Source organism: Pseudonocardia hierapolitana (assembly GCF_007994075.1).
GTDB classification, from domain to species: Bacteria; Actinomycetota; Actinomycetes; order Mycobacteriales; family Pseudonocardiaceae; genus Pseudonocardia; species Pseudonocardia hierapolitana.
In genome coordinates this window covers 3,392,744-3,409,735 of record NZ_VIWU01000001.1, presented here as the reverse complement: position 1 = coordinate 3,409,735, position 16,992 = coordinate 3,392,744, and the positions used below count along the sequence as shown (strand labels likewise).

Annotated in this window: 12 protein-coding genes; 2 read left to right on the top strand and 10 right to left on the bottom strand. The window is 73.1% G+C overall.

Annotation, left to right across the window (positions count from 1 at the left end):
• Positions 1–7 precede the first annotated feature (7 nt).
• The gene (locus FHX44_RS43865) at positions 8–1,642 is read right to left on the bottom strand and encodes a hypothetical protein (protein ID WP_147256570.1); all 1,635 of its coding nucleotides are present in this window, start codon (positions 1,640–1,642) and stop codon (positions 8–10) included.
• A gap of 17 nt (positions 1,643–1,659) precedes the next feature.
• Positions 1,660–3,600, bottom strand: coding sequence for a DUF6541 family protein (locus tag FHX44_RS16255; protein ID WP_147256569.1), 1,941 nt, complete (start codon positions 3,598–3,600; stop codon positions 1,660–1,662).
• Between the two features lie 126 nt (positions 3,601–3,726).
• Here FHX44_RS16255 and glf point away from each other — a divergent pair, with 126 nt between their 5' ends.
• Positions 3,727–4,917 carry a UDP-galactopyranose mutase gene (gene glf, locus FHX44_RS16250; RefSeq protein ID WP_246170409.1) on the top strand — a complete coding sequence of 397 codons (1,191 nt, stop codon included), beginning with the start codon at positions 3,727–3,729 and terminating at the stop codon, positions 4,915–4,917.
• Between the two features lie 61 nt (positions 4,918–4,978).
• Here the strand turns inward: glf and FHX44_RS16245 are convergent, their stop codons facing one another.
• The 7 genes from FHX44_RS16245 to FHX44_RS16215 form a co-directional block, all read right to left on the bottom strand.
• Positions 4,979–6,223 (bottom strand): MFS transporter, encoded by a 1,245-nt coding sequence (locus tag FHX44_RS16245; RefSeq protein WP_147256567.1) that lies wholly within the window; start codon positions 6,221–6,223, stop codon positions 4,979–4,981.
• A gap of 54 nt (positions 6,224–6,277) precedes the next feature.
• Entirely contained in the window at positions 6,278–7,624 is a 1,347-nt protein-coding gene (locus FHX44_RS16240) for an LLM class flavin-dependent oxidoreductase (protein WP_147256566.1), read from the bottom strand.
• Complete coding sequence (locus FHX44_RS16235; RefSeq protein ID WP_246170958.1) at positions 7,621–8,331, bottom strand: ABC transporter ATP-binding protein; 711 nt, start codon at positions 8,329–8,331, stop codon at positions 7,621–7,623. Before FHX44_RS16235 ends, FHX44_RS16240 begins: the two co-directional genes overlap by 4 nt.
• Positions 8,316–9,170 (bottom strand): ABC transporter permease, encoded by an 855-nt coding sequence (locus tag FHX44_RS16230; protein ID WP_147256564.1) that lies wholly within the window; start codon positions 9,168–9,170, stop codon positions 8,316–8,318. The genes FHX44_RS16235 and FHX44_RS16230 overlap by 16 nt, the downstream gene beginning before the upstream one ends.
• On the bottom strand, positions 9,167–10,234 hold the full coding sequence (locus FHX44_RS16225) for an ABC transporter substrate-binding protein (protein WP_147256563.1): 1,068 nt from the start codon (positions 10,232–10,234) through the stop codon (positions 9,167–9,169). Before FHX44_RS16225 ends, FHX44_RS16230 begins: the two co-directional genes overlap by 4 nt.
• Positions 10,234–11,190 carry a TauD/TfdA dioxygenase family protein gene (locus FHX44_RS16220; RefSeq protein ID WP_246170408.1) on the bottom strand — a complete coding sequence of 319 codons (957 nt, stop codon included), beginning with the start codon at positions 11,188–11,190 and terminating at the stop codon, positions 10,234–10,236. Before FHX44_RS16220 ends, FHX44_RS16225 begins: the two co-directional genes overlap by 1 nt.
• A 215-nt stretch (positions 11,191–11,405) precedes the next feature.
• Positions 11,406–12,635 (bottom strand): ROK family transcriptional regulator, encoded by a 1,230-nt coding sequence (locus FHX44_RS16215; protein ID WP_147256561.1) that lies wholly within the window; start codon positions 12,633–12,635, stop codon positions 11,406–11,408.
• Positions 12,636–12,947: 312 nt separating this feature from the next.
• Here FHX44_RS16215 and FHX44_RS16210 point away from each other — a divergent pair, with 312 nt between their 5' ends.
• A complete protein-coding gene (locus tag FHX44_RS16210) occupies positions 12,948–14,957 on the top strand; it encodes a glycosyltransferase (protein WP_147256560.1) in 2,010 nt (669 codons plus the stop codon).
• A gap of 61 nt (positions 14,958–15,018) precedes the next feature.
• On the opposite strand, the gene FHX44_RS16205 is transcribed toward FHX44_RS16210, so the two are convergent.
• Positions 15,019–16,935 carry a glycosyltransferase gene (locus FHX44_RS16205; protein ID WP_147256559.1) on the bottom strand — a complete coding sequence of 639 codons (1,917 nt, stop codon included), beginning with the start codon at positions 16,933–16,935 and terminating at the stop codon, positions 15,019–15,021.
• Positions 16,936–16,992 lie beyond the last annotated feature (57 nt).

Genomic DNA, 16,992 nt, shown 5'->3' with positions numbered 1-16,992 from the left:
TCGATGATCAGGGAGCGCGCGGCGGCCACTCGCCCCGCAGCAGCGTCCCCGGGTCCGGCGCGCACCCGCTCGGCCCGCTGTACTGCGGGCACCGCCCGTCCGGCTGCCGCACGTTCTGTGCGACGTAGGCCAGCAGCCCCACCGACCCGTCGTTGCGCGGCAGGTACCGGTCGGCGGTGGCCGAGCCCATCGACAGTGCGAGCAGCAGCGCCGCGCACAGGGCGCCGATGACCGGCATCGCGTTCCGCGGAACGCGGCCGTTGCCCGCCACGGCGCGCGCCCGCCAGGCGTCCTGCAACCGCCCGCCGCCGTACCGCGCCGCGAGCACGACGAGCAGCAGCAGGCAGAAGAGGATCTCCGCGGTGGTGCGCGGGTAGAGCTGCACGGTTTGGGTCTCGTACATCTGCGAGGCGATCGCGAGCCGCAGGATCCACGCCCCGGCCAGCAGGGTTCCCACCGTGAGCACCGCGGTCCGGCGCCCGGCCACCGCGACGGCGACGCCGAGCCCGATCACCAGCAGCACCGTGAACACGCCGACGCCTGCCAGTTCGCCGGGGGGCGGCCACGGGCCGACGTCGCCGGGCAGGTCGTTGCGCCACATCGCGATGTAGGCGGGCTCGACGGCCGTGTCGAAGTAGAAGTAGCGGTCCTGCACCGTGCCCGCTGCGGCGATGAGGCCGAACAGGTGGGACCACGCCACCACGACCAGCCCGGCAACGGTGAGACCGAGCAGCGCGAGGCCGCGCAGCGGGGCCCGCCACGGGAACCGGACGAGGACGGCGACCAGCGCACCCGGCGCGGACCAGAGGAACCAGCCGGAGTACAGGCTGAACAGCAGGCCGAGCGCCACCCCCGTCGTGGCCCCGGCGATCGCGAGCCGCGCCCACGTCAGCGAGCCCGCGCGGCGGAGCACCCGCAGGAACGCGATGAGCAGCGGCACCAGTGCGACCAGCACCACCGTGGTGTAGGGCTTGTAGGGCTCCAGCAGCGGCATCGCCGCCACCAGCGCCACCGCGAGTGCCCACACCGGTGCCAGCACCAGCCGCCACGACAGGTAGGCCACCGGCCCGAACAGCGCCGTGCCCACCACCTGCGACGTGCGCAGGGCGCCCGCCGTCGAGTCGCCGGTGAGCTCTGCCCAGCGGGCGATCAGGTGCAGTGCGACGGGCGGGTAGTCGGGCGGCACGGGTCGGCCGGCGAGGATGTCGTCCGCCCAGCGGATGAGCTGCCCGGAGTCGCCCCAGTTGGCGAACAGCGCCCACGTGGTGCCGTGCAGCGCGAGCACGATCCCCCCGGCCACCAGCCCGGTGGCGAGCCCGGCGACGATGGCGCAGGCGAGCTTCCCGACCACGGCGAACACCCGCGGGAAGCGTGCCGTCGCAACGCAGGCCGCGAGCACGGCCAGGCCCATCAGGACGAACCGCAGGTCGAGGGCGGCAAGGCCGCTCACCTGACCGACCCGGTCCAGCGGGTCGACGTCCACCGAGTGGCTCAGCGTCACCGAGCCCATGGCAGCGCCCGCGCACGCGACGACCTCGGCCGCGCCGGTCGCGACTCGCGCGAGCCGGCCCGGCGGGTCGGAATCCGAGGAGGCCGTCGTCAGGGCCGGCCCGCCCGTCCCCGCCTCCGTGTGCGCAGACACGGCCGCAAGCGTAGGGCTCAGCCGGGCCGTGCCCTGATCCGGTAGATGACCGCGTCCTTGTTCCGGTAGACGGCCTGGAGCCAGGGGGCGTCCTCCAGCCCGAGCAGCCCCGGAGCCCGGCGCCAGTCGGTGCGGACGAAACCGCGCCCGAGCATCACGTACGAGATGTTGAGGCGCGCGACCGCCGCCCGTACCGACCGGTCCACCGGGTAGCGGTTGAAGCGCGTGTTCAGCATCAGGGCGTCCTCCCCGATGCCGGAGAAGTTGTAGAACCCGGCGACGGGGTGCACGCCCGCGATCGCGTACATCCACACCGAGCCGTCGCCCCGGTCGTTCATGACGCGCTGGTCGGGCGGCACCAGCGTCGCGAGCACGCGCATCGCGTCGGCCTCGAGGGACGTCACGACGGGGCCGTCCGGGGCGGACAGGCGCATCCGGGCCACGTTGCGGCCCAGGTACAGGTCCTCGCTCGCCACCACGAACAGCGCCAGCACCAGGGTGGTCGCGACGGCTGTCGCCGCGTTGCGGGCGAGGACGGGCGGCCCGGCGCCGACCTTGTCCGCCAGCGTCGTGACGCCTGCGGCCGCGTGGCGCTGCAGCTCGGCGAGGCCGTGTCCGGCCAGCACGGCGACGGGCACGACGCACAGCCCCATGAGCCGCCACTGGTCGTTCCACCAGGGCCGGGTGATCGTGTTGACCCACAACTCGTCCGACGATGCGGAGAGCACGAACATCGCGCCGAACACGAACCCCGATGCGAAGACCCAGCGCAGGGCGCCCAGCCTGCGGAGCGCTGCGATGCCGATGGCGGTGACGAGCACGAGCCACCACTGGGGGTGGAGGCCGTCGTGCGCGAGCGCCAGCAGCTCGCCGAAGGCCTCGGACTGCGTCAGCTCCGCAGGCCAGTCGTGCACCGGCTCGCCCGACGCGCTGCCGATCGAGCCGAGCACCTGGGGCAGCGCGAGCACCGCGCCGACGGCCCCCGCGGCGAGCACGACCAGTGGCTCACGCCGCAGCAGGCGTGGCTTGCCCGCCCAGCGCTGCACCACCGCCGGCATGGCGAAGACGGCCGCGGTGAACAGGGTGGCCGGGTTGAGCGCGATCATGCCGAGCAGTCCCGAACCGAACAGCAGCCCGCGCCCGATCTGCCGCCGTCCATGGGCGTCGAGGACGTCCACCAGCAGCACGGCGGCCAGTGGCACCAGCACCGCGCCGGTGACGAACGGCAGCAGCGGTCCGCGCCACAGCATGTCGTAGAACGAGGTGATCGCGATGCTGCAGCCCGCCGACGCCACGGCGAGCACGGCCCGGCCACCGAACCGGTGCACCAGCGCGACGATGGCGAGCGCGCCCATCCCGGGCAGCAGCACGGTGTGGGCGTTGAGGACGGTGGGGACGTCCGCACCGGTGATCCGCAGGATCACCGCGGCCAGCAGGTGGTAGGCGTTGGGGTAGAAGACCTCGACCTCGTCCTCGTACCAGTTGACCTTGGCCATCCCGACGAGGCTGCTGTCGCCGGTGTCGGCGATCCACCGGATCCCGTTGGCGTGGAAGGCGGCGTCCCAGTCCTGGGGGATCGCGGTGAGCTGCCCGAGGCCCGACCAGATCACGGTGCCGCCCAGTACGACGATCCAGGCGAGCGCCGCGACCACGACGGCGTGCGTCGAGAGGCTCCACACCGGCGTTCCGGTGCGGTCCGCCGGGCCGAACCGCTGCCGGATGGCGAACCGCACGAGCACCGCGACGGCGCACAGCACCACGAGGAGCAGTCCGGCGCTCGTCGGCGACCACGCGATGCCGAGAGCGGCGAAGATCGGCCCGAACAACCCGGCGACGGCGTAGGTGAGCAGCGGTGCCGACGCGGCGAGCGTCCAGCCGCGCAGACCGGCGAGCCCGCCGAGGAACAGGCCCGGAGCCCAGAGTGTCAGCACGTACAGCGCCACCACGCCTGCGCCCACCTGCCGAACCCCCGGATCGCTGCTGCCGCCGATCACGGCAACCCGCGCGAACCTACACGTCGGCGAATGGCGACTCGGCGATGCCAGGGTCGGGGCGTGGCGGGGCGCCCACTACCCTCGGTGGGCGTGACCTACGCGGGATACGACCTCGTCGTCGTCGGTTCCGGCTTCTTCGGCCTCACCGTGGCCGAACGGGCCGCGAGCGAGCTGGACAAGCGGGTGCTCGTCCTCGAACGCCGCTCGCACATCGGTGGCAACGCCTACTCCGAGATCGAACCGGAGACCGGCATCGAGATCCACCGCTACGGCGCCCACCTGTTCCACACCTCGAACGAGCGCGTGTGGGAGTACGTCAACCGCTTCACCGCGTTCACGAACTACCAGCACCGGGTCTTCGCCCGCGTGGGCGACCAGGTCTACGCGTTCCCGATGAACCTGGCGCTGATCAACCAGTTCTTCGGTCACGCGCACACGCCGGACGAGGCGCGCGCCCTGATCGCCGAGCAGGCTGGCGAGATCGACACGAAGGACGCGACGAACCTCGAGGAGAAGGCGGTGTCGCTGATCGGGCGCCCGCTCTACGAGGCGTTCGTCAAGGGTTACACGATCAAGCAGTGGCAGACCGACCCCACGCAGCTCGACCCGTCGATCATCGCGCGGCTGCCGGTGCGGTACACCTTCGACAACCGGTACTTCAACGACACGTACGAGGGCCTGCCGGTCGACGGCTACACCGCGTGGCTCGAGAAGATGGCCGACCACCCGAACATCGAGGTGCGCCTCGACGTCGACTACTTCGAGGTCCGCGACCAGATCCCGCCCGGCACGCCCACCGTCTACACCGGCCCGCTGGACCGCTACTTCGACTTCTCGGAGGGCGAGCTGGGGTGGCGCACGCTCGATTTCGAGCAGGAAGTGGTCGAGACCGGCGACTTCCAGGGCACCCCGGTCGTGAACTACAACGACGCCGACGTGCCCTACACCCGCATCCTGGAGTTCCGGCACTTCCACCCGGAGCGGGAATACCGCACCGACAAGACGGTGATCGTGCGCGAGTACTCCCGGTTCGCGGAGTCCGGCGACGAGCCGTACTACCCGATCAACACGCCGGACAACCGGGCGAAGCTGCAGCGCTACCGCGACCTCGCCCGCAAGGAGACCGCGAACGCGAACGTGGTGTTCGGCGGCCGGCTGGGAACGTACAAGTACCTCGACATGCACATGGCGATCGGCTCGGCCCTGACGATGTTCGAGAACCGCCTGCGCCCCTTCCTCACCGAGGGCAAGGCGTTGTCGGGCACCGAGTCGGAGGACTGAGCGTCAGGGCGACCGCGCAAATCACCGTTGGCCGCGCCGGGTGTCGAGACGTAAAGGTCGGTCAATCCTTGCGGTAGCCGTGCCGTGAGCCCCGTGCGCGGCCCATGTCGTATCGGGCGTTACCGGACGCCGTGTGCGAATCGTGTCGAGATCGGGGCACCCATCGCGCCATGCCCGCCGCGCCCAGCGCCGAAAGTGCGCCGAGCGCGACGGAGCCCACACCGAGCGTGGCCACGGCGGCGACGGCGGCGAGCACCAGGGGGCCGGCGAGGCTGCCGACGTCGTGGCACAGGCGGAACGCGCCGAGGAACTCCGCCCGCCCGTCCCGGGGTGCGGCGTCGGCGCCCAGGGTCATGATGAGGCCGTTGCTCAGCCCGTTCGCGACGCCCATCAGCACGGCGACGGCGCCGAGCGCGATCACGTCGCCCGTGAGCGGCAGGGCCAGGTGCGCGGCGGCGAACGCCACCAGCGAACCGACGGCGACGGGCCGGCGTCCGCGCCGGTCCATCCACCGTCCGGCGGGGTAGGACAGCGCGACGTCGAGGGCGGCGCCGACGCCGAAGAGCAGGCTGGTGGTGGTCGCGTCGAGGCCGATGTGGTCGGCCCACAGCGGCAGCACGGCGGTGCGGGAGGCGCGTGAGGCGCCCATGACCAGGGCGTTCGCGCCGAGGGTGCGCAGCACCTCGCGGTGGGCGACCAGGACGCTCCGCAGCTTCTGCGTCGGCCCCGTGCTGCGCCGGTCCGACTCGAGTGCGGGCATCGCCGCCATCAACGCCCCGGCCACGACCACGGCCACCAGCTCGACGAGGAAGCCGCCTCGTGGGCCCAGCGCGTACACGACGGCCGCCCCGAGGAACGGTCCGATCAGCATGCCGAGTCGGCTGAGCCCGGCCATCGTCGACAGCGCCCGTGCCCGCATCGCCGTCGGCACCATCTCGATGATGTAGGCCTGCCGCGCCAGTGCCCACACCGCGCTCGCCACGCCGTACATGCCGACGCCGACGCCGAGCACCACCGGTGTCCAGGACAGCAGGCAGAGCGCCGCCCCGACGGCGCCGATCCCGCTTCCCAGCAGCACCGCCGAGCGCTCGCCGATGCGGGAAACGATCCGGCCCGCAGGGAGGTCGCCGAGCACCATCCCGAGCCCGAGGAGGGCGACGATGACGCCCGCGGCGCCCACCGACGCGCCGAGCTCGCGGGCCTGCAGCGCCACCACCGGGACCGCGGCGCCCTGCCCGATGCCGAACACCGCGGCGGGCAGGAACACCGGGACGGCGAGGCGGCGCAGCGTCCCGGCATCGGGCATCTCTCGGACCCTCCTGCCGCCGGCGCTGTCTTGCTTGCCGATAGGCAAACTACCTCACCCGGTGGCCGCCGCGGTGCGTCTCGCGAACCGGTTCTCGGGCCGTGGCAGCCCGAAGTGGTCACGCAAGGTGCGTCCGGTGTACTCGCTGCGGAAGAGCCCGCGCTCGCGCAGGATCGGCACGACGGTGTCGACGAAGACATCGAGACCACCGGGGTAGTACGGCGGCATCACGTTGAACCCGTCCGCCGCGCCCGAGGTGAACCACTCCTCGATCGTGTCGGCGACCTGCTCCGGGGTGCCCGCGAACACCCGGTGGCCGCGTGCCCCGGCCAGCCGGTGCAGCAACCGCCGGACGGTCGGGCGCTCGCGCTCCACGATGCCGGCGACGACCTGGAGGCGGCTGCGACCGTTGTCGGTGACGTCCCCCGCGTCCGCGAACAGCTCGACCGGCACGGGGCCGTCGAGGTCGAGGTGGCCGAGCGCGGTGCCGGTCATGCGCTCGAGCTGCCGCAACCCGTACGCGGGCACGGTCAGCTCGTTGAACTCCCGCTCGAGCGCCTGCGCATCCGTCTCGGTCCCGGCGATGAACGGGCTGATCCCGGGAAGGATCTTCACGTGCTCGGTCCTGCGGCCCAGCCGGGCGGCCCGCTGCTTGATGTCGGCGTAGAACGCCTGCGCGTCGGCGAGCCGCTGGTGGGCGGTGAAGATCGCCTCGGCGTACCGGCCGGCGAACGCGCGCCCGTCGTTGGACGCGCCCGCCTGCACCAGCACCGGGCGCCCCTGCGGTGGCCGCGGTTGGTTGAACGGCCCCTTCACCCGCACGTACCGGCCGGCGTGCCCGATCTCGTGGATCTTCGAGCGGTCCGCGTAGATCCCCGCGGCGCGGTCCAGGACGACGGCGTCGTCCTCCCAGCTGTCCCACAGCGCCACCACGGCGTCGACGAACTCGCGGGCCCGGGCGTACCGCTCGGCGTGCGCCGGGTGGGCGTCCAGCCCGAAGTTCGCGGCCGCGGCGTCGTTGCCGGTGGTGACGATGTTCCAGCCGGCCCGCCCGCCGGAGATGTGGTCGAGCGAGCCGAACAGGCGCGCCAGGTTGTAGGGCTCGTAGTACGTGGTGGATGCGGTGGCGATCAGCCCGATCCGCTCGGTGGCGGCGGCTATGGCGGTCAGCAGCGTGACCGGCTCCAGCCTGCCGACGGCGTTGTGGGTGATGTCGCCCTGCAGGGCCGGGCCGTCGGCGAAGAACACCGCGTCCAACGTGCCCGCCTCCGCCGTGCGGGCGATCTCCTGGTAGTAGGCGGCGTCGTAGATCCGCTCGGCGGCGCTCGCCGGATGCCGCCACGCCGCCTCGTGGTGGCCCGCGGGGTAGATGAAGGCGTTGAGGGAGAGCTGTCGGGTCATCGGTCCACTCCGAGTGCGCTGAGCAGGGACTCGCGGTGCGCCACGAACTGCGGGTCCGCCGCGTGACGAGGACGGTCGAGGGGGATCGGCCGGTCGACGGCGACGCGGCCTGCGTCGAGCACCAGTACGCGGTCGGCCAGCGTCACCGCCTCCTCGACGTCGTGGGTGACCAGCAGCACCGCGGGGCGGTGCCGGTCGTACAGCTCGCGCAGCAGGTCGTGCATCTTGATCCGGGTGAGCGCGTCGAGGGCGCCGAACGGCTCGTCGGCGAGCAGCAGGGCAGGCTCGCGCACGAGCGACCGGGCCAGCGCGACCCGCTGCTGCTCCCCACCGGACAGCTCGTTCGGCCACGCCCGCTCCCGGCCCGCGAGCCCCACCTCGGCCAACGCCGCACGGCCGCGGTCGCGCGCCTCTGCGCCGCCGAGGCCAAGCACGACGTTGTCGAGCACCCGCGCCCACGGCAGCAGCCGCGAGTCCTGGAACACGACCGCGCGCTCGGCGGGCACCTCCAGCTCACCGGACCCCGCGACCCCGTCGTCGAGCTCGGCGAGAGCGCGGAGCAGGGTCGACTTCCCGGAGCCGCTGCGGCCGAGCAGCGCGACGAACTCGCCCGCCCGGACGTCCAGGTCCACGCCGTCGAGCACCGCGCGGCCGTCGAAGCCCCGGGTGAGGCCACGGGCCCGCACGGCCGTCAGCTGCCCAGCGATCGTCGCCACGACAGCGCCCTCCTCTCCGCCGCGCGCACGACCAGGTCGCCGACCAGCCCGAACACGGCGTAGACGACCAGGCCGACGACGATGATCTCGGTCTGCCCGTACGTCCGGGCCTGGGTCATGAGGTAGCCGATCCCGCTGGTCGCGTTGACCTGCTCGACGACGACCAGCGCCGTCCAGGAGACGGTGACCGCGAGCCGCAGCCCGGTGAAGAAGCCGGGGAGCGCTCCGGGCAGTGCGACCCGGCGCACGAACTCCCGTCGCGACAGCCCGACGCTCTCGGCGAGCTCGACGAACCGCAGGTCGACGCCGCGCAGGGCCGCGTGGGTGTTGATGTAGACCGGCACGAACACGCTCAGCGCGATCATAATGATCTTCATCTGCTCGCCGATGCCGAACCAGATGATCGCGAGCGGGATGAGCGCCAGCGTGGGGACGGCGCGCTTGATCTGCACCGGCCCGTCGACGATCGCCTCGCCGACCCGGGACAGGCCGGCGACGAGCGCGAGCGCCACCCCGATGGCGACACCGAGCACGAGCGCGATCGCGGCCCGTTGCACGGACGTGAGCAGGTTCGACTGCAGCCGGCCGTCGGCCACCAGCTCGGCGGTGGTGGTGACCACCGTCCACGGCGGGGACAGCGTGGCCGGGTCGACGAGCCCGGTCGCCGACCCGCCCGTCCACGCGGCGAGCAGCAGCAGCGGCCCGACGGCGAGCCCGCGGGCCGTGGTGCGACCCGGGCCGAGACGGCGCCGCCTGCGCGGCCGCGGGACGAGATCCGCGGAGGCAGGCTCGGCACGCTCGCGGGCCGCCGCGAGCGACAGCTGGGTCATCGGACCGCCACCTCCGGTCCGAACGACGCCCCTGCCGCCGGCACCGCCTCGGCGACGACGTCGCCGAAGCGCAGGTCGAAGCCGTCCCCGGCGCGCACCTTCCGGGGCAGCTCGCCCGCCCGGTCGATCACGTCGATGGTGCCCTGCTGGGCCCGCACCACCGTGTCGTCGAGGCGGGGGAACGTGATCGTGCCCAGCGAGTCGACGATCCGCCGGCCGTCCTCTGCGGAGATGCCCTGGTTCTGCACGTAGTAGGTCTCGATCCACTCCTGCGGGTGCTCGTTGATCCACTGCTGCGAGCGGATGTAGTGCTGGACGTAGGCCCGCAGCGCCGCTGCTTTCGCCGGGTCCTGCAGGGCCTCCCGGCGGGCGTAGAGGAAGTTCAGCCCGGACGACGTGCCCGCCGTCTCGGCGGGATCGATGACGCTGCCGCCCTGCGCGCCCGTGTCGGTCAGGAACCGGGTGAGCCTCGGCTCGTTCAGCGGGGCGATGTCCACCTGGCCGGTGCGCACCGCGTCGTTGAACTCGCCGAGCTGCAGCCGCACCAGCTCGACGTCCCCCGTGCTCAGCCCGGCCTTCTCCAGTGCCCGCAGCACGATCACCTGCTGTGCAGTGCCCTCGGCGTAGGCGATCCGCTTGCCGCGCAGGTCGGGCAGGGTGCGGGCGCCGACGCCGGGGGCGACGGCGAGCCGGGTGCTCGACGGGTCGGTGCGGCGGGCGAGGATGATCGGGACGTCCGCGCCCGCCACGAGCGCCTGGATCGGCGGCGTGTCGCCGACGCTGGCCACGTCGGCCGCGCCTGCCCGGAAGGCCTCCAGGATCGCGGGGCCGCCGGTGAAGTTCGCGAACTCCGCGGTGAAGGGCAGCCGGCCCAGCTCGCCGGAGGCGCGCAGCGCCACCTGCTGGGCCTCCGACTGGTCGGCGATCACGAGCGTGGTGCCGGGCGGCACCTCGGTGGGCAGGGGCGCGGCGGCGTCGAGCCCGCCGCCCCCGCCGGGTCCGGCGCAGGCGGTGAGCAGGAGGGCTCCTGCCACCAGGGCCCAGCCGCGTCGCAGGCGTGCCATCAGTCCACGACCACCGCGTGGTCGGCGGTGAACGGGCGCCCCGCGACGATCTGCGACTCGAACCCGTCCGGACCCACCGGCCGGTCCCCGATCGCCGTGACGCGGTGCAGGGTCCGCCGCACGTCGAGGTGGTCGAGGTCGCCGGGGGCCAGGTGCGCGGTTGCCCGGTTGTCCCAGACCGCCACGCTGCCCCGCTCCCAGCGGAACCGCACCGTGTACTCGGGTCGCGTGATCTCGGCGTAGAGCAGGTCGAGGATCGCGCGGCTCTCCCGCGGCTCCACGTCGACGATGTGACTCGTGAACCCCGGGTTGACGAACAGCGCGCGCTCGCCGGTGACCGGGTGCACCCGCACCACCGGGTGGACCGAGACGAGCAGGTTGTCGTTCACCCGGCGCGCGTAGGCCGAGTCCCCCTTCGGGGCCTCCCGGCCGCCGTAGCGGTGCTCGGCCCGCAGCCCGTCGACGAACCGCTGCACCGGTTCCGACAGGCCCGCGTACGCGGCGGCGAGGTTCGTCCACGTCGTGTCGCCGCCGACCTCCGGTACGACCTCGGCCCGCAGGACGGAGACGGCGGGCGGGTTCACCGCGGCCGTCACGTCGGTGTGCCAGCCGGCGACGTAGCTGTACTTGCGGCGGCGCAACGCGGCGTCGCCGTAGCGCTGCTTGTAGCGATCGGGGTCGATCGTGAAGATCTCCGGGTGGCCCTCCGGCGGCGTGTCGTCGTGCGGGTGCGCGTAGGTCAGCTCGCCGAACACCCGGCCGAACCGGATCTGGGCGGCGTGGTCCAGCTCCTGGACGCGGAAGAAGAGAACCTTGTGGCGGTGCAGGGCGGCAGTGATCCGTTCGACGGTGCCTGCGTCGAACGGGCGGGTCAGGTCGACGCCGGACACGTCGGCGCCGATGTGGCCCGCGACCGGGCGGACGGTCAGCCCGGTGCGTTCGGGTGCGATGGTCACGGTGGTCCTCTCATCGGTTCGGAAAGCGTCGGGAGAAAATGCGCGGACCATTGCCGGACAGATTGTCCGGACAGTTCGAGAGAGTTCTCGAGAAGTGGGCCGCGATCAGCGACAGGAAGCGCAACAGGGGCGACATGCCCTGCTCAGAACCCACGCGCTCATGCTGACCATCGTGTGTGGCCGGGCGGCCGAAGTCAATTTTCGGACGGCTGCAATTAAATACGCGCAGCTAGTTCCAGGGGGCGTTCGTACGTTTCACGCAGCACCACGGAGCCGGCCGCCACGCCGAGCGCCTGCGCGCCGAACGAACCGGCGACCACCCGGCGGGCCACGTCGCCGCCGCCGTGCGAGTGGTGAGCGACCTCCGCACGCAGGTCGGCGAGCAGCTCGGGCCGGCGGGCCGTCCCGGCCTCGCACACGACCAGCACCTCCGGGTTGATCACGTCGAGCAGCAGGGCGGCGGCGCGGCCGACGGCCCGTGCGCGCTCGCGGAGGAGGTCCACCGCCCACCGCTCGTCCGCCTCCAGCGCCGCGAGGACCTCGGCGAACCGGGGTGTGCGCAGCCGGCCGTCGGCGACGGCCCGACCGGCGACGGCCCGCTCCGCCGCCGTGGCGGCGAGGCAGCCGCGGCGGCCGCAGGCGCAGGGCGCGTCCCCGCCCACCGGGAGGTGGCTCACGTGCCCTGCGGCCGCGTTCGGCCCCTCGTGGACGGAGCCGCCGGTCGCGATGGCCGCGTCGACGACGTTGCCGACGAACAGGTGCACGAGGCTCGAGCGCGCGCGCTCGCGTTCGGCGCCGAACAGCTGTTCGGCCCGTGCCAGAGCGCGGGCGTGCCCGTCCACGCTCACCGGCAGGCTCAGCCGCTGCCCGAGCAGCGCACCCACCGGGACGTCCCGCCAGTCGAGCCCGCGGTGGCGGACCACCACACCCCGGGCGGGATCCACCCAGCCCCCGGTGGCCACGCCAACGCCCAGCGGCCTGCGGCCGCCCGCGTGCGCATCGAGGAACTCGGCCGTGCGCGTGGCCAGGCCGGCGAGCACGGCGGGCGCCGACCGGTCCGGGCCGTGCGGCTCGCGCTCCTGGACCAGGACGCGCCCGCGCAGGTCCATGAGGACGAGCGTGGTGTGCAGCACCGCGATGTGCACGCCGGCGGCGACGTGGTGGCGGACGTCCACGTCGACCGGTACGTGCGGGCGACCGACAGCCGGCCGCGGTGCGCGGACCGGCCGCTCGCGCACGAGGCGGAGGTCGGCGAGGTCGGCGAGCTGGCGGCTCACGGCAGCGGCGCTCAGGCCGGTGAGCCTGCCGACGGTGCTGCGCGCGACCGGTCCCCGGTCGAGCACGGCGCGGAGAACGGCGGCCGCGCTCTGGCTCCGCCGGCCGTCGCCGGTGTCGGGTTGCCGAGCGCCGCCGTCACGAGGGGTCGGGAGGAGGGTGGTGGGCATGGACGTCCCTGCCGTCGAGCGAGGTGCGGGCGGCGTGGCCGCGCGGGCGTCCGAAGTGCGTCAGACCCGTGCGGCAGGGGCCGCACAGAGCGCGCTCGCCTGCCGACGGAGGTCGACGTGGCGTCGCGCCCGGAACGTCGCGGCCGGGGACATGCGGCCGATCCTCCCCGACGCGCAGGTGGGACGCCATGACCTGGGCCACACGGGAGCCGCGCCCCGGCGGCGAGCGGCCCGTCGCGCCGTCGCTACCCTCGGGCGCAGAGCATGCACGGAAACGTGCCCCGGCCCTCGACGACACAGGACCCACCCTCGATGACGATCTCCGAGACGCCGCCCCGCCCCAAGCCGGCGCGTCGCCGTGGTGCGACGCCGCCCGTGCCCGAGGGCCACCTCTTGCAGCGGGTGATCCTGCCCCGTACGGGCGATCCGATGAGCGTCCGCGCGCTCTACGTCGACGAGCGGACGGGGATCCGGCTCGCGACGGTGCCGGACGTCGCAGGCGGTGCGGTTCCGAAGAAGGTCAGCCTCGGCGGCTCGACACTCAGCGCCCGCCGGTTGCGCGCCACGTCACGGACGTCGGCGGTGGTGCCGGAGCAGAGCGAGGTCTCCTTCGCCGCCTACTTCAACGCGTTCGCGGCCGGGTACTGGCGGCGCTGGAGCCGGCTCACCGAGGTGCACCTGAAGCTGTCCCTCCAGGGTGACGGCCGGGTGGACGTCTACCGCACCAAGTCCGACGGCTCCACCATCTTCGAGCGCGGTGTCGTGGTGTCGGGCCGCCAGGAGCTCGACATGCCGCTCGACCTGCGGCCGTTCGAGGACGGCGGCTGGTACTGGTTCGACCTCACCACCGACGAGGGCGAGCTCACCCTGCACGCCGGTGGCTGGTACGCCGCCGACGAGCCGTCGGGCCGGGCCGCGGTTGCGGTGGGCACGCCCACGTTCAACCGCCCGGGCGACTGCGTGGCCACCCTCACCGCACTGGGCGAGGACCCGCTCGTGCGCGAGGCGATCACCGCGGTGATCATCCCGGACCAGGGCACGAAGAAGGTGCGCGACGAGCCGGGCTTCGAGCAGGCCGCCGCCGCCCTGGGGGACAGGCTGAAGATCATCGACCAGCCCAACCTCGGTGGGTCCGGGGGTTACGCGCGGATCATGTACGAGGCGCTCGAGCACACCGACTGCGAGCAGATCCTCTACATGGACGACGACATCCTGCTCGAGCCGGACTCGGTGCTGCGGGCCGTCGCCTTCTCCCGCTACGCCCGCTCACCGATGCTCGTCGGCGGGCAGATGCTGTCGCTGCAGGCCCGGTCTCAGCTCTCGACGATGGGCGAGGTCGTCGACCGGGGCACGTTCCTGTGGCGCAACGCGCCCGGCACGGAGCCGCACCACGACCTGGCCGAGCAGCCCCTGCGCCAGACCCCGTGGCTGCACCGCCGCACCGATGTCGACTACAACGCCTGGTGGACCTGCCTGATCCCGCGTGTCGTCGCGGAGGACGTCGGCATGCCGCTGCCGCTGTTCATCAAGTGGGACGACGCCGAGTACGGCCTGCGCGCCCGGGCGAAGGGCTACCGCACGGCCACCGTGCCCGGCATCGGGATCTGGCACATGTCGTTCCTCGAGAAGGACGACACGAGCGACTGGCAGGCCTACTTCCACTACCGCAACCGGTTCGTCGCGGCCGCGCTGCACGGGCCCGACAACCCCACCGCGTTGCTGCGCGACACGCTCAAGCGCACGCTGCGCCACCTGCTGCTCCTGGAGTACTCGGCGGTGGCGCTGCAGGAGATGGCGCTGCGCGATTTCCTGGCCGGCCCAGAGCACCTGTTCCCGAAGCTGCCGACGGTGCTCGGGGAGATCCGCGCGAAGCGCGCCGAGTACGACGACGGCAGGCCGCTCGACTCGGCCACGCAGGTGCCGCTGTCCGACCTCGACGCGCTGTCCGCCCAGGTGTTCCCGGAGCCGCCGTCCGGCAAGGTCGCGGCCGTGAAGGGCCTCGCGCGGGGCGTGCTGCACAACCTGCGCACCCCCGACCCCGGCCACCAGGTGGTGCCCCAGCGCAACGTGCCGGCCCGGCACGCGCAGTGGTTCGTGCTCTCCCGGCTCGACTCCGCCACCGTCGCCACTCCGGACGGGCGGGGGGTCACCTTCCGCCGCCGCGACCCGGCGCTGTTCCGGTCCATGCTCAGGAGCGCGGTGAGGGAGTACCGCCACGTGGCGAAGGCGTGGCCCGACCTGCAGCGCCGCTACCGCGCCGCGCTGCCCGAGCTCACCAGCCGCGAGGCGTGGGCCCGTGAGGTGTTCGACCGGAAGAACTGAGCGTGCCTGGCGAGTGGGTACGAGCACTCCTACCCACTCGCCAGGGGCTGATGCCCTGTCGTCAGTTCTTCAGCTCGTAGAGCCGTTCCCAGTTCTCCCGGCTGGACAGCCGCCCCAGCTCCGCCCGGTAGCGTCCGGCCACCGCGGGCGCCTCGCGCACGAAGCGGCGCAGGAGGAGCGCCGCGCGCTTGCCGAGCTGGAGGGCCGTCTGCCTGTCGCGAATGCGGACCCGGAAGCCCTGCTCGGACATGTCCGTGACGATCGCGCGCTCGAACAGGGAGACGTGCCACCAGTGCGCGTCGCCCGCGGGGACGGCGCCGGTGCGGTACGCCGAGCGGCCGGTCAGGTGGTAGGCGGCTCGCTTCAGGAACGTGAGGGTCTCGGAGCCGGGCTCGTTCGCCGCCCGGATCACCGGCCGGTCGTGGAACTCACCGCCCGCCTCGGACATCGGGTGCATCACGGTCTCCGGGTAGGCCTTCCGGATCTCGCGAACCCGCGCGAGTGCGCCTGCCGAGCCGTCCCAGAGGACCTCCGGGCCGTCCAGGAAGTCCTCGACGGCCTGCAGGAGCGTGGCCGTCATCCCGTACTGCATGGCCACGAGCTGGTGGGACACCAGCTCCGTGAGCCGCCCGGTGATCCGGCGGATCGAGAAGCCGCTGTGCAGCGCGGCCATGATCAGGCCGTTGCGGATGGTGAAGTAGCGCTGCCACTCGTCGCCGTCCTTCCACCCGAAGTCGGCGTGCCACACGCCGGCACCGGGGAGGGAGACGGTGGGGAACCCGTTCGCGCGGGCCCGGTAGCCGTACTCGATGTCGTCCCACTGCAGGAACAGCGGCAGCGGGTAGCCGATCGCGCGGATGACCGCGGCCGGGATCAGGCAGGACCACCAGCCGTTGTACTCGGTGTCGACGCGGCGCTCCTGGTTGACCGGCAGCTGCCGGTCGTCCAGACCCAGGAGGTAGGCCTCGCGGAGGGCGCCGGGCATCTTCAGCCCCATCAGCAGCACCTCGGGGTCGGCGTACTCGGCCGAGATGTGCAGGTGGCCGGGGTGCAGCAGGTTGAGCATCTGCGCGCCGACGATCATCGGGTGCCGCGTGCTGGCCGCGAACGCCGTGAGCCGCACGAGGAGCTCCGGCTCCAGGTGCACGTCGTCGTCCATGAGCAGGACGTCCGCCTGCTCGTCGGGCGCGCCCTCGGTGGCGTGGAGCATGCCGCGGGCGAAGCCGCCCGCACCACCGAGGTTGGGCTGGCGGACGTACTTCAGGTGCTCGCCGAGCGCGGCGGCGATGTCGCCGAACCGCTCGCGCGACTCGATGGGGTCGCTGCCCTGGTCGGCGACGTGCACCGTGCGGATGCGCTCGAACGCCTCGGGGTCGCGGGCGAGCGCCTGCAGGGTGTTGAGGCAGTCGTCGACGCGGTTGTGGGTGGTGATGGCGATGTCCGTGGGCGGCACCGGGCGGGTGGCGGCCACGGTCCAACGCACGTCGGAGACGGTGAGCTCGCCGGTCTCCGTGGTGATCTCGAGCCACATGCCGCCGCCGTCGACGAACCGGTCGACGGGGCCGACGAGGCGCACCGGGACGGCCTCGCCGTCCCGCACGTCGACGGCCGCGACGATCCGCCACACCTTGTTGGTGTCCGACGCCATCAACTTCAGCCTGCCGGTGCCGGTGGCCACGGCCGAGACCTCGACCTCGCCGATGTCGGTCCAGCGCTGCCAGTAGGTGGCGTGGAAGCGGCCGAAGTAGGTGTTGGTGCTCACCAGCGAGCCGGGGGCGAGCGCCACCCGGTCCCGCTCGCGGCGGGCCGTGCCCCGCTCGACCCTCGAGTACAGGTCCTCGGGCACGAGGGCGGACGGCCCGAAGAACAGCCCGCGCTGCGCCAGCAGGCGGGCCGAGGTCCGGTCGGCCCGCCGCTCCGGGTGCTCCTCCGTCGCGGGCGGGTTGGCCCGATCCGTGCTGTCCGATGTGCGAAGCATGCGCGCGGCCGTCCTCCGGTCGTCAGGTGCCCTTTCCGGGGTCATTGTGGGGGCCGT

Excerpts from the sequence above, each read along its gene's own strand:
- FHX44_RS16245 (WP_147256567.1), bottom strand. The coding sequence starts at position 6,223 with ATGCCCGATGCCGGGACGCTGCGCCGCCTCGCCGTCCCGGTGTTCCTG.
- FHX44_RS16240 (WP_147256566.1), bottom strand. The coding sequence starts at position 7,624 with ATGACCCGACAGCTCTCCCTCAACGCCTTCATCTACCCCGCGGGCCAC.
- FHX44_RS16230 (WP_147256564.1), bottom strand. The coding sequence starts at position 9,170 with ATGACCCAGCTGTCGCTCGCGGCGGCCCGCGAGCGTGCCGAGCCTGCC.
- FHX44_RS16225 (WP_147256563.1), bottom strand. The coding sequence starts at position 10,234 with ATGGCACGCCTGCGACGCGGCTGGGCCCTGGTGGCAGGAGCCCTCCTG.
- FHX44_RS16215 (WP_147256561.1), bottom strand. The coding sequence starts at position 12,635 with ATGCCCACCACCCTCCTCCCGACCCCTCGTGACGGCGGCGCTCGGCAA.
- FHX44_RS16210 (WP_147256560.1), top strand. The coding sequence starts at position 12,948 with ATGACGATCTCCGAGACGCCGCCCCGCCCCAAGCCGGCGCGTCGCCGT.
- FHX44_RS16205 (WP_147256559.1), bottom strand. The coding sequence starts at position 16,935 with ATGCTTCGCACATCGGACAGCACGGATCGGGCCAACCCGCCCGCGACG.